At 73.4% G+C, this 17,494-nt stretch carries 14 protein-coding genes; 9 read left to right on the top strand and 5 right to left on the bottom strand.

Going from position 1 to position 17,494, the window contains the following annotated elements:
* The first annotated feature begins 141 nt into the window (after positions 1 to 141).
* From pnuC to OG335_RS00955, 4 genes are all read left to right on the top strand, one after another.
* Entirely contained in the window at positions 142 to 804 is a 663-nt protein-coding gene (pnuC, locus tag OG335_RS00970; protein ID WP_405009012.1) for a nicotinamide riboside transporter PnuC, read from the top strand.
* On the top strand, positions 801 to 1,913 hold the full coding sequence (locus tag OG335_RS00965) for an AAA family ATPase (RefSeq protein ID WP_405009011.1): 1,113 nt from the start codon (positions 801 to 803) through the stop codon (positions 1,911 to 1,913). Before pnuC ends, OG335_RS00965 begins: the two co-directional genes overlap by 4 nt.
* A 213-nt stretch (positions 1,914 to 2,126) precedes the next feature.
* The gene (locus tag OG335_RS00960; protein ID WP_405009010.1) at positions 2,127 to 3,509 is read left to right on the top strand and encodes a pectate lyase; all 1,383 of its coding nucleotides are present in this window, start codon (positions 2,127 to 2,129) and stop codon (positions 3,507 to 3,509) included.
* Positions 3,510 to 3,681: 172 nt separating this feature from the next.
* Positions 3,682 to 4,326, top strand: a complete 645-nt coding sequence (locus OG335_RS00955; protein WP_405009009.1) for a hypothetical protein — start codon at positions 3,682 to 3,684, stop codon at positions 4,324 to 4,326.
* A gap of 39 nt (positions 4,327 to 4,365) precedes the next feature.
* On the opposite strand, the gene OG335_RS00950 is transcribed toward OG335_RS00955, so the two are convergent.
* A complete protein-coding gene (locus OG335_RS00950; RefSeq protein ID WP_405009008.1) occupies positions 4,366 to 5,313 on the bottom strand; it encodes a sugar ABC transporter substrate-binding protein in 948 nt (315 codons plus the stop codon).
* Between the two features lie 216 nt (positions 5,314 to 5,529).
* Between OG335_RS00950 and OG335_RS00945 the strand changes: the two genes are divergently transcribed.
* Positions 5,530 to 5,691: a hypothetical protein gene (locus OG335_RS00945; protein ID WP_405009007.1), complete on the top strand. Its 162-nt coding sequence runs from the start codon at positions 5,530 to 5,532 to the stop codon at positions 5,689 to 5,691.
* A gap of 721 nt (positions 5,692 to 6,412) precedes the next feature.
* Positions 6,413 to 7,228 (top strand): class I SAM-dependent methyltransferase, encoded by an 816-nt coding sequence (locus OG335_RS00940; protein WP_405009006.1) that lies wholly within the window; start codon positions 6,413 to 6,415, stop codon positions 7,226 to 7,228.
* 28 nt (positions 7,229 to 7,256) lie between these two features.
* Here OG335_RS00940 and OG335_RS00935 read toward each other — a convergent pair whose 3' ends face one another.
* From OG335_RS00935 to OG335_RS00925, 3 genes are all read right to left on the bottom strand, one after another.
* Positions 7,257 to 8,582, bottom strand: coding sequence for an MFS transporter (locus OG335_RS00935; RefSeq protein WP_405009005.1), 1,326 nt, complete (start codon positions 8,580 to 8,582; stop codon positions 7,257 to 7,259).
* Positions 8,583 to 8,867: 285 nt separating this feature from the next.
* Complete coding sequence (locus tag OG335_RS00930; protein WP_405009004.1) at positions 8,868 to 10,322, bottom strand: RICIN domain-containing protein; 1,455 nt, start codon at positions 10,320 to 10,322, stop codon at positions 8,868 to 8,870.
* A 58-nt stretch (positions 10,323 to 10,380) separates the two neighbouring features.
* Positions 10,381 to 11,865, bottom strand: coding sequence for a pectinesterase family protein (locus tag OG335_RS00925; RefSeq protein WP_405009003.1), 1,485 nt, complete (start codon positions 11,863 to 11,865; stop codon positions 10,381 to 10,383).
* Positions 11,866 to 12,251: 386 nt separating this feature from the next.
* On the opposite strand from OG335_RS00925, the gene OG335_RS00920 reads away from it, so the two are divergent.
* The 3 genes from OG335_RS00920 (at position 12,252) to OG335_RS00910 (ending at position 15,778) form a co-directional block, all read left to right on the top strand.
* Positions 12,252 to 14,450: a sigma-70 family RNA polymerase sigma factor gene (locus OG335_RS00920; RefSeq protein WP_405009002.1), complete on the top strand. Its 2,199-nt coding sequence runs from the start codon at positions 12,252 to 12,254 to the stop codon at positions 14,448 to 14,450.
* Between the two features lie 130 nt (positions 14,451 to 14,580).
* Positions 14,581 to 15,321: a hypothetical protein gene (locus OG335_RS00915; RefSeq protein WP_405009001.1), complete on the top strand. Its 741-nt coding sequence runs from the start codon at positions 14,581 to 14,583 to the stop codon at positions 15,319 to 15,321.
* Between the two features lie 103 nt (positions 15,322 to 15,424).
* Positions 15,425 to 15,778 (top strand): VOC family protein, encoded by a 354-nt coding sequence (locus tag OG335_RS00910; RefSeq protein ID WP_405009000.1) that lies wholly within the window; start codon positions 15,425 to 15,427, stop codon positions 15,776 to 15,778.
* A gap of 134 nt (positions 15,779 to 15,912) precedes the next feature.
* Here the strand turns inward: OG335_RS00910 and OG335_RS00905 are convergent, their stop codons facing one another.
* Complete coding sequence (locus OG335_RS00905) at positions 15,913 to 17,445, bottom strand: amino acid permease (RefSeq protein WP_405008999.1); 1,533 nt, start codon at positions 17,443 to 17,445, stop codon at positions 15,913 to 15,915.
* Between the last annotated feature and the right edge of the window lie 49 nt (positions 17,446 to 17,494).

The raw sequence follows: 17,494 nt of genomic DNA, 5'->3' as shown, positions 1-17,494 counted from the left end.
CGCCGGTCGGGCCCGGGCGGGTGCGGCCCGCCGGCCGTGCCCCGAGCTGCCGTGCGGCGGGAAATCCACAGCTCAACGCCATTGCGCCGCTCCCTTCCGCCGATTATCGTCACTCTGACACAAATCGCGAAGGGGGACCACGTGTCCATCGCCGACACACTCAGCGGGCTCGTCGAGCCGCTCAACCACCAGCTGTTCCTGCTCGGCAACGACGCCGTCACCTGGGCCGAACTCCTCGGCTTCGCCACCGGCGCCGTCTGCGTCTGGCTCTGCGTCCGTGCCACCGCCTGGAACTTCCCCGTCGGGATCGCCAACAACGTCTTCTTCCTCGTCCTCTTCTGGAGCGCCCGCCTCTACGCCGACGCCGCCCTCCAGGTCGTCTTCCTCCTGCTCGCCGCGCACGGCTGGCTGCGCTGGGCACGCGGCCGCGACCGGCTGACGGCCCGGCCCGTCCGCCGCGCCCCGACCCGCACCCTGCTCGTCCTGCTCGCCCTCATGGTGCCGGTGACCGCCGGACTCACCCTGCTGCTCACCCGGGCGCACGACAGCGCGCCGTTCTGGGACGCCCTCACCACCGCCCTCTCGCTCGCCGCGCAGTGGCTGCTCAACGCGAAGCAGGTGGAGACCTGGTACTTCTGGATCGCCGCCGACCTCGTCTACATCCCGCTGTACGCCGCCAAGGGGCTGCAACTGACCGCCGTCGTCTACACGCTGTTCCTGGGCATGTGCCTGGTCGGACTGCGTGCCTGGTGGCGCGAGACGGCCGCCGACCGCCCGGCGGCACCCGTGGGGGTGCCCGCATGAGCGGCGCCTTCGCGCACGGCCTGGTGATCGGCAAGTTCTACCCGCCGCACTCCGGCCACCACTTCCTGATCCGCGCCGCCGCGGACGCCTGCCGGCGGGTGACGGTCGTCGTGATGGCCTCCTCGCAGGAGTCCGTCCCGCTCGCGGACCGCGTCGCCTGGATACGCGAGCGCTGGTCGGCCGAGCCGCACGTCGCCGTCGTCGGGATCGCGGACGACCTCCCCGTCGACTACGACAGCGAGGACGCCTGGGCCGGGCACGTCGCGCTGATGCGCGAGGCCGTCGCCGCGGGCCCGCCCGCCCCGCCGGTCGACGCCGCCTTCAGCTCCGAGCCGTACGGCGCCGAACTGGCCCGCCGCTTCGGCGCCACCCCGGTGCTGCTCGACACCGGCCGCGACACGTTCGCCGTCTCCGGCACCAAGGTGCGGGCCGACCCGGTCGCGTACTGGGACGAGCTCGAACCGCCCGTGCGCGGCGGTCTGGCCCGTCGCGTCGTCGTGCTCGGCGCGGAGTCGACCGGCACCACCACGCTCGCCCGGGACCTCGCCGCCGCCCTGCGCGGACGCGGCGGCCCGCACGCCCGTACCCGCTGGGTGCCCGAGTACGGCCGCGAACTGACGGTCGCCAAGCTCGCGGTGGCCCGCGGCCTGGCCGCACCGGACGGGCCCCCGCCCACCGTCCACGACCTCGACTGGACGGACGCCGACTTCACCGCCGTCGGCCGGTGCCAGAACGAGGCCGAGGACCGCGCCGCCCGCGACGGCGGGCCGGTGCTGGTGTGCGACACCGACACCCTCGCCACCACGGTCTGGCAGGAGCGCTACACCGGCCGGGCCACCGGGCCGGTGCACCGGCTGGCCGCCGCCGTGCCGCCCCGCGCCCTCTACCTGCTGACCTCGCACGAGGACGTCGCGTTCGCCGACGACGGCCTGCGCGACGGCGAGCACCTGAGGCCGTGGATGACCGGCCGGTTCCGCGAGGTGCTCGCCGCCTCGGGCACACCCTGGCGCGAACTGCGCGGCGACCGGGCCGCCCGGCTGGCCGCCGCACTCGCCGAGGTCGACACCTTGCTGGCCCGGGGCTGGGGTCTGGCCGATCCGCTGGGCTGACCTTCCGTCGGTCCGGGCGCGCCCCCGCACGGCGGTCCCGGGCCCGGGAAAAGAAATTTCCGCGACCGCGGCAACCTTCCTCCGCCGGGCGGCGACCAGGGGACGAGCACGGGGCCGACGGGTCGTCATCCCGCAGGCCGCGCGCTCGGGCGGGCCCCGGCATTTCCGGGCGGCCCCGCTCCCTGTCCCTGCAGCGGTAAGGAACTGTGAGACGTGAGCAAGCGAGCCATACGCCCCAAGCGCGGCCGGATCGTGGCCCTGGGCAGTGCGGCGGCCCTGGCGGCGGCCGGCGTGGCGGGCGGCATCTGGGCGAGCGCGGACGCGGCCGCGCCCACCCCGGTCGCGGGCACCTACACCCTCGTCAACGCCGTCGGCGGCCTGTGTCTGGACGTGCCGGGGAGCAGCAGCGCGGACGGTGTCCAACTCGCCCAGCACGCGTGCGGCGGCGCGGGGCAGACCTGGCGGCTCACCGCCGCGGGCAGCGGCTTCACGCTGGTGGCCGCGCACAGCGGCAAGTGCGCGGCCGTGCGCGACGGAAAGACCGGCGCGGGTGCCGCGGTGCAGCAGGAGGCGTGCACCACCGGCGCACCCGCGCAGACGTGGACCTTCACCGCCGTCGACGGCGGCTACCGCCTCGTCAACGGCGGCAGCGGCAAGTGCCTGGCCGTCAAGGACGGTTCGGCCGCGCCCGGCACGCCGGTGCAGCAGAACTCCTGCGACTCCGCCCCGGCCAAGCGCTGGGCGCTCAAGGCCGCCGCCGCGACCGCCGCACCGACCGCGAGCGGCACCGCCACGGCCACCGCGTCCGCGACGCCGAGCACGTCCGCCAAGCCGACCGCCACGGCGACGGCGACGGCGAAGCCCACCGCCACCGCATCGGCCACCGCGACCGCGACCGGATCGATTTCGGCCTGGCCGACGCCGACGGTGGACGTTCCGCTGACCGCCACCCAGAAGGTGACGGGCGTCTTCGACGGCGGCGGCAAGCGCTACGTCGGCAAGGGCGCGCTCGGCAGCGGCGACCAGTCCGAGAGCCAGCCCGCCCTGTTCGAACTCGCCGACGGCGCCGTGCTGCAGAACGTCGTGCTCGGCGACCCGGCAGCCGACGGTGTGCACTGCGGCGGCACCTGCACCCTCAAGAACGTCTGGTGGGAGAACGTCGGCGAGGACGCCGCCACCTTCAAGGGCACCTCGGCCTCCCAGGTGATGACCATCGACGGCGGTGGCGCACGCGGCGCCGACGACAAGGTCTTCCAGCACAACGGCCCCGGCACGATGGTCATCAAGAACTTCCGGGTCGATGACTTCGGCAAGCTCTACCGCTCCTGCGGCAACTGCAAGACGCAGTACGCCCGCCACGTCGTCATCGACAACGTCATGGCCACCGTGCCCGGCAAGAAGATCGTCGGCATCAACTCCAACCTCGGCGACACCGCGAAGATCACCCGCCTCACCATCGTGGGCGACACCAGCAAGAAGATCACCGTCTGCCAGCGCTTCACCGGTGTCACCAGCGGTGAGCCCAAGGAGTCCGGCAGCGGCCCCGACGGCACGTCCTGCCTCTACACCGCGGCCGACGTCACCTACCGGCCGTAACCGCACGCCGTACACCGCGCGACCGGGGCGCGGCTCTCCGCGGGCCCGGCCGGGGCGGCTCTCCACCGTCCCGCCGCCGGGCCCGGGCGGGGCCGCCACGCCCGAATAGAATGGAGGGGCACCCCGCCGGCGACGGTGGGCGGGCGCGGGTGCCCGGCCGAGGAGGCGCGCCATGTCGGCTCCGTCCGCACCGCGAGGGCGGCCGCTGCCGCACGTCTCGGCCCTGGACTTCGTCCGGCGGGCCGTCGGTCTGGAACACAACCCGCTCTGCCGCCGGTTCGATCTGGCGCGCAGTCGGCTCCGGCTGGCCGTGCTCGTCGCCGTGGCCGGTTCGCTGGCGGCCGCCGTGGTGGTCGCCGTGGTGCTCCTGAACGGCATCCGCACCGAGGCCGCCGAGACGGCGCTGCACCGGCACCGGGTGACCGCGACCACGGTCGCCGACGCGGTCGACACGCCCGGCCGGAGTATCCGGCCCGCCCAGGCGCAGGCCGTCTGGCAGTACCCCGCCGGACAGCGGGAGAGCGGCCCGATCGGCGTGCCCGGCGGCGCCCCGGCCGGCACGGCCGTCCCGATCTGGGTCGACGACACCGGCGTCCGGGCCTCCGCGCCGCGCGGACACACCGCGATGCAGTTCGCCGCCGGCGTGTACGGGCTCACCGCGCTCACCGGCATGGCGGGCGCGGTGGCGGGTGCGTACATGCTCCGCCGCAGGTCGATCGAGCGGGCCGCCGACCGCGCGTGGGAGGCCGAATGGGCCGCCGTCGAACCGGGCTGGACACGACGCGGCCGGCCGGGCGGCGGCGCGGCGGGCACCTGACGGCCTCCCCTCGGCGGTGGCGGGGAGCGGTACCGCCCGTCAGGGGCAGTAGGGCGGGGCCTGCGCGACGTTCTTCTCGGTGACCAGCAGTACCGGGCTCTGCACGATCGGTTCGGTCTTCTCCCCGGCCAGCAGGTCGAGCACCTGGTGCACGGCCAACTGCCCGGTGGACAGCGCCGAGTTGGAGACGGTGGCCGACAGCCGGCCGTCCTTCACGGCGGCGAGGCCCGCGTCGGTGCCGTTGACGGTGACGATCCTGACGTTCTTCGCCCCGGCGGCGTCGAACGCCGTGCGGGCGGCGAGGGCCATCCCCTCGTTCGCGACGAACGCGTACCCGAGGCCGGGGTACGCCTTGATCATGTCCGCGGCCACCTCCCGGGCGGTCGCGGGGTTGAACATCGCCCGCTTGTTGGCGACGACCCTGGCGTTGGACGGGAGCGCCGCCATGAAACCGTTGACCAGCAGGGTGGAGGCGGCCCCCGGGGAACCCGAGATCACGGCGACCTGCACCTGCCGGCCGTGGGCGTCGGTGCCGATCCACCCGGCGTCCAGGGCACCGACCTTCTGCAGGTCGACCACGGCGGCGCCGAGGATTCCCGTGGTGTCGTCGGGCACCACCGAGGTCAGGAAGATGGGCACGTGCGCGTCCTCGGCGGCGGCGATGTCACCGACCAGGCCGTCGAAGCTCACGGTCTGCACGATCAGCGCGTCCACCTCGCGCCCGATCATGTCCTCGACGTTGGTCTGCTCGGTCGCCGGGTTCTGTGCGGAGTTGGCCGTGACGACCTGCACGCCCTCCGCCTTCGCCGTCTGCTCGACGGCCTTCTGCAGACACCTGTGGAACTCCGTGTCGGCGCCGTTGACGAAGCCCAGGACCAGCGGGCCGGAGCCGGTGCTCTCCGGACGGGAGGCGCAGCCGGCGAGCACCAGGGCGGCGGCGGCGACGGCGGCGGCGAGTGCTCTCCGCGGGGGGACGGAAGCAGGCATGGGGCCGGGCCTTTCTGGCAGGAGGGCGGGAGCGACGGCGACGGCGGCCGCGATCCCGGGTGGTGGTGGGCCGTGGTGCTGACGGGCAGCGCGACGCGGGGCCGCGGGCGGCCGCCGTGTGTCCGCAGGCCCGTGCCCCGGCAGCCGTGCGGTGCTCGAAGGCTGCCGAAGCTACCTCCAGCCGAACGGAATTCACCCGTCCGCGGGCGCAAGATAATGCTGCACGTCCGGGTGTTCCGCAGCGGCGAGGCGAAGGCCGCCTACGAGAACGGCCCGCTCGCCGGCGAACTGCGCGACGAAATCCTCGACCACGTCGCCGAGACGGTCATGCGAGTCGAAGCCCGCCCGTCCGCAGCTCCGCCCGCCGACCCGGCCTGAGGGCGGCGCAGCGGTTGTCGCCCGCGGGCAGGAGCGGCTCCAGACGTCGCCACTCCGCCCCTGTCGGATCCCCCCGCCCGGTCACGCAGGAAGCAGCGAACCAGTGGGCGACACGGGTACGGTCAGCATCTGCGACGCCACCACGCCGACTCCGGGTCTTCCGTCGGCTCGTGATGCGTTCGCCCGAGGAGCACCGCGTCCAGGCGCTCGACCTGCACCCGGAGTTCGCCGGCGGCCCTCGGCGGAAGCATGAACAGAGCATCCTGCAGCCTGTCCCGGGCCCAACTGTCGCCGCAGCAGGCGCAGGTGAACTCCGCCTCCCACTGCCTCCACCGGCGCCTCGTGCCGTGGACGCGCACGGACCACACGCTCAGCGCCACCGCCACGATGCCCGGAGACAACCGCTCCCGTTCGAGCACGCGCACAGCGGCGTTCGCCGCTCCCCACAGACCTGGGACATCGCGATACCGCACCCAGGGTCTGCCCCGGCCGTGTTCCCGCGGCCGAAGTGAAGCCGGTGTTCTACGAGGCACGGCCCCTTCGGATGCACGTCATGGACGGCATCCTCCCACAGCCCGAGATCGGCCGGACAGAGCCGAGGGCGCCGGTCCGGGGGATCGTCGATACGCTCGGAACGTCCGTCCCGAACCACGCGCACCACCCAGCGGCCGCGGAGGACGGACGGACGACGCACGGACAGGCGGACGGACAGGAGGACGCCATGCCCGCAGACCGCACGGCGGCCGGACCGGACGGGACCGGCGGCTACGGGGAGTCCCTCTTCGAGCCGTGGAAACCCGGCGAGGGCGACCGCATCGACCTCGGCTCGCTCGCGTACGACCACGTCACCCGGGCCCGGCTACGGGCCGTCGGCGTCGGACCGGACACGCGCTGCCTCGACATCGGCGCCGGCACCGGCACGGTGGCCCGCTGGCTGGCCGGACAGGCCGGGGCCGGCGACGTCCTAGCGGTCGACCGCGACGTCCGCTTCCTGGAGCCGCACGCGGGCGGTGCGCTGCGCACCCTCGCCGCCGACGTCACGGACCCCGGTTTCGACCCGGGCCGCTTCGACCTGATCCACGCGCGGTTCGTGCTCATGCACCTCCCCGACCCCCAGCGCACCATCGCGCGCCTGCGCGACCTGCTGGTGCCCGGCGGCCACCTCGTCCTCGGCGACGCGATCGACCTGACCACCGCCGCACCCCCGGACTCCCCCTACCGGCTGGCCATGCGCGCCATGTGGCGGGCGCTGCGCACCTCCATCGGCACCGACGTCGACTGGACGCCCGGCTACCCGCGGCTGCTGCGCGGGGCCGGCCTGACCGGGGTCGCCGCGGAGGTCCACGTGCCCCCGCTGGCCGCGGGCAGCCCGATCGCCGCGTTCTGGCTGGACACCTGGGCCCGCTCCCGTGAGGCCATGCTCGCCACCGGGCTCGTCGACGCCGCGCAGTTCGCCGCCGCGCAGGAGGCCCTCGCCTCCGGCACCGCGGACGACCTGTCGCCGGGGCTGATCACGGCCTGGGGACGCCGCCCCTGAGCCGCCCCCGGGGGGTCGTCGCCGACCGTCACCGCACGACACCGGGAGCCGCAGGTACGGGTGCGGGTGCGGGTGCGGGTGCGGGCGGCGGAACGTCGCGCAGGCGGCGGAGCGGGGAGAAGAACACGAACCAGCCGGCCGCCCACGCACCGGCGAAGGACAGGGCGAGCGCCGGCCGCACCCCGACCAGCGTGCCGAGCACCCCGCCGAGCACGCCGCCGACCGGCAGCGTGCCCCACACGACCCAGCGCACGGCCGCGTTCATCCGGCCCATCAGCTCCGGCGGCGTCACCGACTGCCGGTAGCTGAGCTGCGCGACGTTGTACACCATCCCCGAGAAGCCCGCGACGCCCCAGCCCAGCGGGAACAGCAGCACCCCCCAGCCCTGCCAGGCGGCCGCCGCGACGACCTGCGGCGCGCCGAACACCAGCATCGACACCCAGATGATCCGCGCCGAACCGATCCTCCTCACGAGCCGGCCCGCGAACACGCCCCCGACGATCCCGCCGACGGCCGCACCCGCCAGCACCAGCCCGGTCAGCGCGGGACGCACGTGCAGCACCCGGACGAGGAAGACCATCGCCAGCGCCGACGTCATGCCGTTGAACAGGTTCGCGGTGGCCGTGCACGCCACCACCCTGCGCAGGATGCCGTGCCCGAAGACGAACGTCAGCCCCTCGGCGATCCGGCGCCGCAGCGTCTCCTCCGCGAGCCGCGCCGACGGCGGCTCCTCCCGCGTCCTGATCCCGAGGATCGACAGCACCGAGACCGCGTAGGAGACCGCGTCGGCCGTCATCGCGCCCGCCGCGCCGACCAGCCAGGCCAGCCCGCCGCCCACGCTCGGCCCCCCGAGCTCCGCGAACGCCTGCGTGGTGCCGAGCTTGCCGTTGGCGCTCATCAGGTCGTCGCTGCGCACCAGCGACGGCACGTAACTCTGGTACGAGACGTCGAAGAACACCGAGCACACACCCGCCGCCACCGCGACCACGTACAGCTGCGCCATCGTCAGGACGCCGAACGCCGCCGCCACCGGGACCGAGCCGATGATCACCAGGCGCAGGAGGTTGCAGACGATCATGACGGAGCGCTTCTCACGGCCGTCCACCATCGCCCCGGCCGGCAGGGCGATCACCGCGAAGGCCAGCGTGGTGGCCGCGGTCAGCAGCCCCACCTGGAACGTGCTCTCCCGCAGCGAGACGACCGCGAGCAGCGGCAGGGCCACCTGGGTGACCGCCGAGCCCATCTCGCTGACGGTCTGGCCGCTCCAGAGCAGCAGGAAGTCCCGCTGACGCCACAGGCCCGGACGGCCCGTCTCCGCCCCGGCCTCCTGCACGGCCTTCGCCACTTCCGTCACAGCCCCGGCTCCGTTCCCCGACCCACGGCCCGGACGGTGCCGCTGAGCATCAACACGCCGCCGCGGTGCGGCCGGTTCTCGACGGCCCGACGGTACGCCGACACGCGGGCCTCCCGACACGACCGCACGACCGCACTGCGGCACGACCGCACGGCGGCCACGCCGCCACGCCGACACGACGGCGCGGGCGCCGCCCGCGGGGCTGCCGACCGGGCCCGCTGATCACCGGGCCCGGTCGGCTCCTCCGGCCCGTCCCCCGACGGGACCGGGGACCGTGCCGCCGGGTCAGCCCCCGATGCCGCCCTGCGGTCCGGCGTACTGGGCGAGCAGCGCCGGCACGTCCTTCGCCGCGTCCAGCGTGTAGCTGTAGTACGAGCCGGGCGTGAACGTCGTGCCGTTCGTCACCTGCTTGCCGGTGCTGTTGACCACGATGCTGCCGGACTGTGTCAGCGAGGCGGCCGTGGTGTCGATGTTGTACGGGTTGGCGACGTTGTCGAAGTAGCTGTTCTCGATGACGGTCTTCGACGCCCCGCGCGACAGGTTGCCGTACGAGGTGATGTTCTGCAGGTAGTTGTTGTAGAGGTGGGCCAGCGCGACGTTGTCGACGCTGGGGTTGCGCTGGTTGGTGTCGTGGATCCAGTTGTGGTGGATCGTCATGCGGGCGGTGACGTTGTCCGTCCAGCCGATGCCGAAGGCCTTGTTGACCTCGCCGAGGACGTTCCAGGAGACGGTGAGGTAGCTGGTGTCCTTGCGGCTGTCGATCAGGCCGTCGTTCATCCGCTCGATCCGGTTGTGGTCGATCCAGACGTGGTCGGCGGTGTCCATCTGGATGCCGTCGTAGTCGTAGACCTTGTCGTCCGGGTCGTCGTCGGTCATCCGGGTGTCCCGGATGGTCAGGTTGCGGATGATCACGTTGTGGACGCCGGTGCCGAGGAAGAACCCGCCGTTGACGATCTGGCCCGAGGTGCCGACGCCGACGATGGTCTTGTTCGACTTCACGGGGATCTCGTGGCCGTACGGCGTGACGGTGAGCGCGGCGGCGACCTTGATCACGTAAGCGCTGTCCGAGGTGGCGTACCTGACCAGGTCGGCGAAGGTCGTGACGGTCACGGTGCTGCCCGCGGCGCCGCCGGTGGTGCCGCCGCCGGTGGAGGCGAAGCCGTCCGCCGTGTCGGACCAGGTGCGGCCCGCAACGGGGTTGAAGGCCCACTGCTTGTTGGTGTTGGCGGTGCAGGTTTCCTGGATGATCGCGGTGCCGTTGGTGGTGGAGGCGTTCTGGTCGCTGATGCAGAGGCCGTTGCCGGCGTTGATGATCTGGAAGGTGTTGGTGCCGCTGGGGGTGAGGGTCCAGAGCTGGTTGGTCTGGCTGCTGACGCAGCCCCACTGCTGGAGCTGGGTGCCGCTGGTGGTGGAGGCGTTGGGGACGTCGATGCACTTCTTGCTGTGGACGTTGACGAGTTGGTAGCGGCCGGAGCTGACGGGGGTGAGGGTGAACTGCTGCCAGTCGGAGTTGGCGGTGCAGTTCCACTGCTGGAGGAGGGCGCCGTTGGCGGTGGAGGCGGCGGGGACGTCGATGCACTTGCCGCTCTTGGTGACGGCGAGTTGGTAGGTGCCGGCGGCGGGCAGCGTGGCGGCCCCGGCGGGTGTGGTGTTGAGGCCGAACACGGCGCCGCAGACGGCGAGCAGCAGTGCTGCCAGCAGACTCAGCGGCCGGTGTGCGCGGTGCTTCCTTCTGGTCATGATGATCCTTCCGGTGGGTGGGGGACGGTCGGGCACGTGTGGCTGCGGTGGTGCGGCGTCAGCCGACCGGGTTCCACCCGTCGCTGCCGGCCAGGTACTTCTGCGGCGTGTACGTCGCCGCCTGAGCGTCCGTGAGCTGCGGGCGGTTGCTGTTCGTCCCGGCACCGGCGCCGGTGTTCTTGTACTCGAAGTACCGGGCGTTCTGCCACGTGCTGGTCGACATGTTGGTCCACGGCTGCGCGGTGGCGATGGTGTTGGAGAGCGACGACTCCCGGTACACGACCTGGGCGTCCTGCCGCCACGGCCGGCCGAGCTGGGTGGTGTTGGCGGTCGCCCCGGTGACGGCCGACTTGTAGAACAGGAAGCCGTACGCGCGGGCCGCCGGGGTGCTCGCCGCCGTGATCGGGCCGCCGGTGGTCCGCTTCTCGTAGATCCGGCAGTTGTCGAAGACGGCGACGCCGCCGCCGTAGATGAAGTCCACCGTGCCCTCGATGTAGGAGTTCACGGCGTACACCCGCGCGCTCTCGTTGACCAGGAAGGTGTCCTGGTCGCCGAGCAGCCGCACGTTGTTCAGGAGCGCGCGGTCCGAGTCGAGGTACAGCGCCAGCGCCTGGTCGCCGGTGTCGGAGCTGTTCTCGTCGAAGTCGTTGCTCAGCGTCAGGTTGGTCGCGGTGAAGTCGTGCCCCTGGGCGACGACGGTGGCACTGCCCGAGGTGCCGTACGTGCCGGCGTTGCGGTTGTTGACGATCACCACGTCGCCGGGCGCCCCGCCGAGGCCCTGCAGCGTGACGTACGGCTTGTTCGACGGGACGGTCACCTTCTCCCGGTACGTGCCCGGCTTGATGGTGATGACGACCCGGCTCGCGTTGCCGGTGCCGACCGCGTCGACCGCCGCCTGCACGGTCGTGTACGTGCCGGTGCCGTCCTGGGCGACCGTGGCCGGGCCGGTCGTGCCGACCGGCTTGAAGGCCCACTGCTTGTTGGTGTTGGCGGTGCAGGTTTCCTGGATGATCGCGGTGCCGTTGGTGGTGGAGGCGTTCTGGTCGCTGATGCAGAGGCCGTTGCCGGCGTTGATGATCTGGAAGGTGTTGGTGCCGCTGGGGGTGAGGGTCCAGAGCTGGTTGGTCTGGCTGCTGACGCAGCCCCACTGCTGGAGCTGGGTGCCGCTGGTGGTGGAGGCGTTGGGGACGTCGATGCACTTCTTGCTGTGGACGTTGACGAGTTGGTAGCGGCCGGAGCTGACGGGGGTGAGGGTGAACTGCTGCCAGTCGGAGTTGGCGGTGCAGTTCCACTGCTGGAGGAGGGCGCCGTTGGCGGTGGAGGCGGCGGGGACGTCGATGCACTTGCCGCTCTTGGTGACGGCGAGCTGGTAGGTGCCGGCGGCGGGCAGCGTGGCGGCCCCGGCGTGCTGGGCGCCGACGCCGAGCACGACGCCGCCGACCGCCGGCAGCAGGGCTGCGAGCAGGGTCAGCGGCCGGCGGCGGACGAGGCCGTGGCGCGGACGCGCCTGGGTGGGGACCCGGTCGGTGGTGGTTCCGGACACAGGTGCTCCTCTCGGGTGGGGGAACGGGCGCACCCGGCCGCCGTGGGGGCGGAGGCCGGACGCACACCGTGGTCGTCCGCCGCCCGGACGGGCAGCGGCACCCCTTGTAGACGGAGGGGCGCCGGGCAGATGACAGAAAATTCCGAAGAATTTCTGCCCGGCCGGCACACCGGGCTGCCGCGGCTGCCGCGGGCTGCTCTCCGGGCCGCACCCCCGGCCCGTCCGGACGCGGAATCGGGGAGCGCCGCTTTACTGTCGTGTGGCGTCGTGTCAGGATGCGGCTCCGCAGTCATGGCCATGCCCGGGTGCCAGCGTGTCGCATCCCCCGGGTTCCCCCGCGTCGTCGCCTCGCGCCCCCGGCCGAGGCGCAGGGCAGGAGATCTCCGGTGCTCACGGGCAACCCGCACGACACCGCGCAGGACGTCGCCGTGCTGGTCCGTGCCGCGCAGAGCGGCGACGACCGGGCGCTGAACCACCTGGTGGCACTCCACCTGCCCCTGGTCTACAACATCGTCGGCCGCGCCCTGCGGGCCACCGCCGACGTCGACGACCTCGTGCAGGAGACCATGCTGCGGGCCGTCCGCGGCCTGCCGTCGCTGCGCGAACCGGACCGGTTCCGCTCCTGGGTCGTCGCCATCGCCTACCGGCAGCTCCAGCAGCACGCGCGCCGCCGGGTCGCGGAGACACCCCACCGCTACGACGTCGCGGACGTGCCCGACCCCACCACCGACTTCGCCGAACGCACCGTCGCCGAACTCGTCCTCACCGGGCAGCGGCGCGAACTCGCCCGGGCCGCGGACTGGCTGGACCCGGCGGACCGACGGCTGCTCTCCCTCTGGTGGCAGGAGGTGTCCGGCAGCCTCACCCGCGCCGAGACCGCCGCCGCCCTGGCACTCGACCCCGGGCACGCCGCCGTCCGCCTGCGCCGGATGAAAGCCCAGCTGGAGGCCGCCCGCACCGTGGTGCGCGCCCTGGGCGCCGTACCCCGCTGCCCCGGGCTCGCCGCCGTCACCCAGGCGTGGGACGGCAGCACCACCCCGGTGTGGCGCAAGCGGCTGACCCGCCACACCCGGGACTGCGCGTCGTGCGGTGCGCACCGCGGCGGACTCGTCGCACCGGAGAAGCTGCTGCCCGGCATCGGCGTGCTGGTGGTGCCGAACTCCCTGCTGGACGGCGTGCCGTGGAGCGCCCAGGCCGCCGCGACGGCCGGCCACCACTCCGTGCTGTTCGAACGGCTCGGCACGGCCGCCCGCCACGTCACCACCCGGCCGGTCGCCGCCGGAGCCGCCGCAGCCGTCGCCGCGGCCGTCGCGCTGACCTGCGTGCTCGCCCCGTGGACGGGCCCCGCGCCGTACGGCGGGCCACCGGCCGCAGCGGCGAGCACCGCCCCGGGCGCCGTCCCGTCCCCACCGGCGGCCGGACCGTCCGCCGACCCGTCCCCGCCGTCGGCCGCCGGACCCTCGCCGTCGGCGTCGGCACCCCAGCGCGGCAGCGGTGTGACGGTGGCCGACCTCTACGTGGCACCGGACGGATCCGACTCCGGCGACGGCAGCCTCGCGCACCCGTACGCGACGCTCGGCAAGGCCGTGTCGGCCGTCCGGCCGGGCGGCACGATCGCCCTTCGCGGCGGCACCTACCGGCTGACCGGGCCGGTCTCCATCACCACCGACGGCACCGCCGAGCGGCCCATCATGCTCAGCAACTACCGTGACGAACAGCCCGTCCTCGACGCCTCCGGGATACCGGCCGCCTCCTGGGCGATCACCCAGCAGACGGGCTGGTGGACGGTGCAGGGCCTCGAACTCCTCGGCTCCGCCAGCCACGCCTACGTCTGCCGCTCCTGCCACCACACGGTCTTCCGGCGGCTGTCGTTCCACGACAACGCCAGGTCGGGGCTCGTCCTGCGCGACGCGGGCACCGAGGCCAACGCCGTCCTCGACAGCGACTTCTTCCACAACCACGACGACGCCGCGCACGGCGGGGCGGGCATCGGACTGGGCATCACCTTCGGCGCCGGCCAGGGCAACGTCGTCCGGGGCTGCCGTTTTCACGGCAACGCCACCGACGGCCTGGACCTGGGCGGGTTCACCAGCCCCGTGACGGTCGAGAGCAACTGGTCGTACGGCAACGGCGTGAACCGCTGGCAGGTCGCCGACTGGCGCGGCGCAGGCAACGGCTTCACGCTGGGCGGCGGCAACGGCCGCGCCGCCGTGGCCCACCGCGTCGTCAACAACGCGGCCTGGGACAACACCGGGCTCGGGTTCAACGACGAGGGCAACCCGGGCGGGATCCGGCTCACCCGCAACACCGCCTACCGCAACGGCGTGCGGGGCTTCTTCCTGCCCGACGCCGCCGCGACCGCCACCGGAAACGCCGCCGTCGGCAACGGCCGCGACACCACCCTCGGCACGGGCGTGCACTCCGACGGGAACACCTGGGACACCGGCACGGCGGGCACCGGCATCTTCGCCACCACCGACCCGGCCACGGCCGAGGCCTCCCGGCCCTCCGGCGGCGGCCTGCCGAGGACGACCTTCCTCGTCACCCGCACCGGCCAGGGCGCCACCATGACCACGCGGCTCTGACCCCGGCCACCTCGGGCGCTGGCGCGGGCGACGGCGCGGGCCCGGGTGCCGGCGCGGCAACAGGTTGTTGAGGGGACGTTTATCGGTCGCCGCGACAGTGGGAGCACACCACCTCCCGAGGAGCACACCCATGAGACCCCGCACGCTCGCCGGCCGCCTGGCCGCCGCCGCCACCCTCACCGCCGCCGCGGTCCTGCCGCTCGCCGCGCCCGCGTCGGCGCAGTCGGTCTGCGACAGCCCCGCCCCGCCGGCGTGGTGCACCGACCCCGGCGAGCCCGCGAACGACCCGTACGGGGAGCTCGCCTCCGCGACCCGCGTGCCCGGCGGCATCAAGGTCGCCGGGTGGGCCCACGACGAGGACGGCGGCCCGGTGAGGGTCCGCATCACCGTCGGCGGCGCGACCGTCGCCACCCTGACCGCCGACGGCTCCGGCGGCGAGGCGTTCTCCGGCGTGATCGTCGTGCCCACCGCCACCGGCGCGGTGTGCGCCACCGCGCTCAACGTCGGCTTCGGCGCCAACACCTCCATCGGCTGCTCCCCGCTCACCGTCGGGCACGACCCGATCGGCTCGATGGACTCCTGGTCGGTCCAGGGACGGTCGATCGTCGTCAACGGCTGGGCCGCCGACCCGGACTCCGCCGGTCCCACCCAGGTCTACATCGAGTACGCGGGCGGCACGTACGGCCCCTTCCAGGCCGACCGGTCCCGCCCGGACGTCGGCGCGGCCTACCCGGGCTACGGCGACCTCCACGGCTACCAGGCCGTCTTCACCCCGCCGGTGATGTACGGCTGCAACAACTACCTCTTCGTCAAGGCCGTGAACACCGCGGCGGGCGCCGACGCCACGGTCGGCGGCTGGTTCTGCTCCTGACACCGCCGCCCGGCGCCCGCGACTCCGTCCCACGGCCGACCGGTTCCGCCGTGATCCGGACGACGCGCGGGACGGGCGCCCGCGGTCCTGGCAGGATGGCGCCATGGAACGTGTGCTCGGAATCGGCGGATACTTCATGCGGGCCGCGGACCCGGAGGCCCTGGGCGCCTGGTACCGCGAGTGCCTGGGCCTCGACGCCGACGACAACGGCCTCTGGCGGCAGGAGGCCGGGGCCACGGTGTTCGCGGCGTTCGACTCCGGGACCGACTACTTCGGCTCCCGCGCGCAGCAGACGATGGTCAACTTCCGGGTCCGCGACCTGGACGCGATGCTCGCGCAACTGCGCGCCAGGGGCGCGGACGTGGCCGGGGAGACCCAGGACATGGAGGGCGTCGGCCGCTTCGGCTGGGTCACCGATCCCGAGGGCAACCGGGTCGAGCTGTGGCAGCCCAGCTGACCACGCCGTCACGCGGTCGGTGACGTGCCGGTGGCCGGGCGGGCTCCCGGGGTGTGCACCTCGGCCGGGCCCGCGCGGGGCCGTGCGGCTCCCGACGCTGCGTCAGCCCCGGCCGGGCGCCTTCCGACGCCGTGTCAGCCCCGGCCGGGCGTCCCGGTCCGGGCCCGGTCCGGATCGCCGATCCGGCTGTGGGTGCGCCCGTAGAAGGCGTAGACGGCCACGCCGACCGCCATCCAGATCAGGAACCGCCACCAGGTCGCGACCGGCAGGTTGACCATCAGCCAGAGGCACGCCAGCACCGAGAGCACCGGAAGCACGGGCACCCACGGGCAGCGGAACGAGCGGGGCAGGTCCGGCCGGGTCCTGCGGAGCACCACCACCCCGATCGAGACCACCACGAAGGCGAACAGCGTGCCGATGTTGACCAGCTCGGACAGCTCCTCCAGCGGGATCAGCCCGGCCAGCACCGCCACCACCGCACCCAGCAGCACGATCGCCCTCGACGGCGTGCCGAACCTCGGGTTGACGGTGGAGAAGGTGCGCGGCAGCAGCCCGTCGCGGCTCATCGCGAAGAACACCCGGCTCTGACCGAGCAGCAGGATCATCGTGACCGAGGTGAGGCCCGCTACCGCCCCGACGTTGATGATGTCGGCGAACGCTTCCTGGCGGACCGCCTTGAACGCGTCCGACAGCGGCGCGTCGTCCGACAGCTCGGTGTACTTCTGCATGCCCGTCACGACCACCGAGACGGCCATGTAGAGCACGGTGCAGATCAGCAGCGACCCGATGATGCCGCGCGGTACGTCGCGCTGCGGGTTGCGGGTCTCCTCGGCGGCCGTCGCCACGACGTCGAAGCCGATGAAGGCGAAGAAGACCACCGCGGCGGCCGTGAAGATGCCCATCACCCCGAAGTCCGTCGGGGTGTAGCCGAAGACCGCCTCGACGAGCGGCGCCGCACCGCCCGACGTCCTCTCCGCGGCACGGGCCGGCGGGACGAACGGCGTGTAGTTGGCGGCCTTGACGAAGAACAGCCCGGCCACGATGACGATCAGCACCACGAGCACCTTGATGCCGACGATGACCCGGGTGACCTCGGCCGACAGGTGCATGCCGGCCAGGATCACCGCGGTCAGCACCACGACCAGCAGGGTCGCCGGCAGGTTGAAGCTCCACCCGCCGGTCGACGCGCCGGAGATCGCGTGCGGCAGGGTCACCCCGGCGCTCTCCAGCAGCGACTGCACGTAGCCCGACCATCCGACCGCCACCACCGCCGCGCCGAGCGCCAGCTCCAGCACCAGGTCCCAGCCGATGATCCAGGCCGGCAGCTCGCCGATCGTGGCGAACGCGAACGTGTAGGCCGACCCCGCCACCGGCACGGTGGAGGCCAGCTCGGCGTAGCAGAGCGCCGCGAGCGCGCACACCACGCCGGCGACGGCGAACGACACCGCGACGGCCGGCCCCGCGTGGTTCTTCGCGGCGGTGCCGGTCAGCACGAAGATGCCGGTGCCGATGATGACACCGACGCCGAACACGGTCAGGTCGAGCGCGGAGAGCGAGCGGCGGAGCGCGTGCTCCGGCTCCTCGGTGTCGGCGATCGACTGCTCGACGGGCTTGGTCCGGACGAGGCTGCGTAGCAGCCGGTGTCCGGGTCGGGGCTCGCTGGTCATCTGGGCCTCCTGGCGTTGTCCGCGTGACGCGTACCCCGCCGGACCGCCC

This window comes from Kitasatospora sp. NBC_01539 (genome assembly GCF_045040525.1).
GTDB lineage: Bacteria > Actinomycetota > Actinomycetes > Streptomycetales > Streptomycetaceae > Kitasatospora.
The sequence above is the reverse complement of the archived record's forward strand: the minus strand, read 5'-3'. Positions and strand labels throughout refer to the sequence as shown.

Coding starts and splice junctions, on each gene's coding strand:
- OG335_RS00965 (WP_405009011.1), top strand. CDS start 801: ATGAGCGGCGCCTTCGCGCACGGCCTGGTGATCGGCAAGTTCTACCCG.
- OG335_RS00910 (WP_405009000.1), top strand. CDS start 15,425: ATGGAACGTGTGCTCGGAATCGGCGGATACTTCATGCGGGCCGCGGAC.
- OG335_RS00940 (WP_405009006.1), top strand. CDS start 6,413: ATGCCCGCAGACCGCACGGCGGCCGGACCGGACGGGACCGGCGGCTAC.
- OG335_RS00955 (WP_405009009.1), top strand. CDS start 3,682: ATGTCGGCTCCGTCCGCACCGCGAGGGCGGCCGCTGCCGCACGTCTCG.
- OG335_RS00945 (WP_405009007.1), top strand. CDS start 5,530: ATGCTGCACGTCCGGGTGTTCCGCAGCGGCGAGGCGAAGGCCGCCTAC.
- OG335_RS00915 (WP_405009001.1), top strand. CDS start 14,581: ATGAGACCCCGCACGCTCGCCGGCCGCCTGGCCGCCGCCGCCACCCTC.
- OG335_RS00950 (WP_405009008.1), bottom strand. CDS start 5,313: ATGCCTGCTTCCGTCCCCCCGCGGAGAGCACTCGCCGCCGCCGTCGCC.
- OG335_RS00930 (WP_405009004.1), bottom strand. CDS start 10,322: ATGACCAGAAGGAAGCACCGCGCACACCGGCCGCTGAGTCTGCTGGCA.
- OG335_RS00905 (WP_405008999.1), bottom strand. CDS start 17,445: ATGACCAGCGAGCCCCGACCCGGACACCGGCTGCTACGCAGCCTCGTC.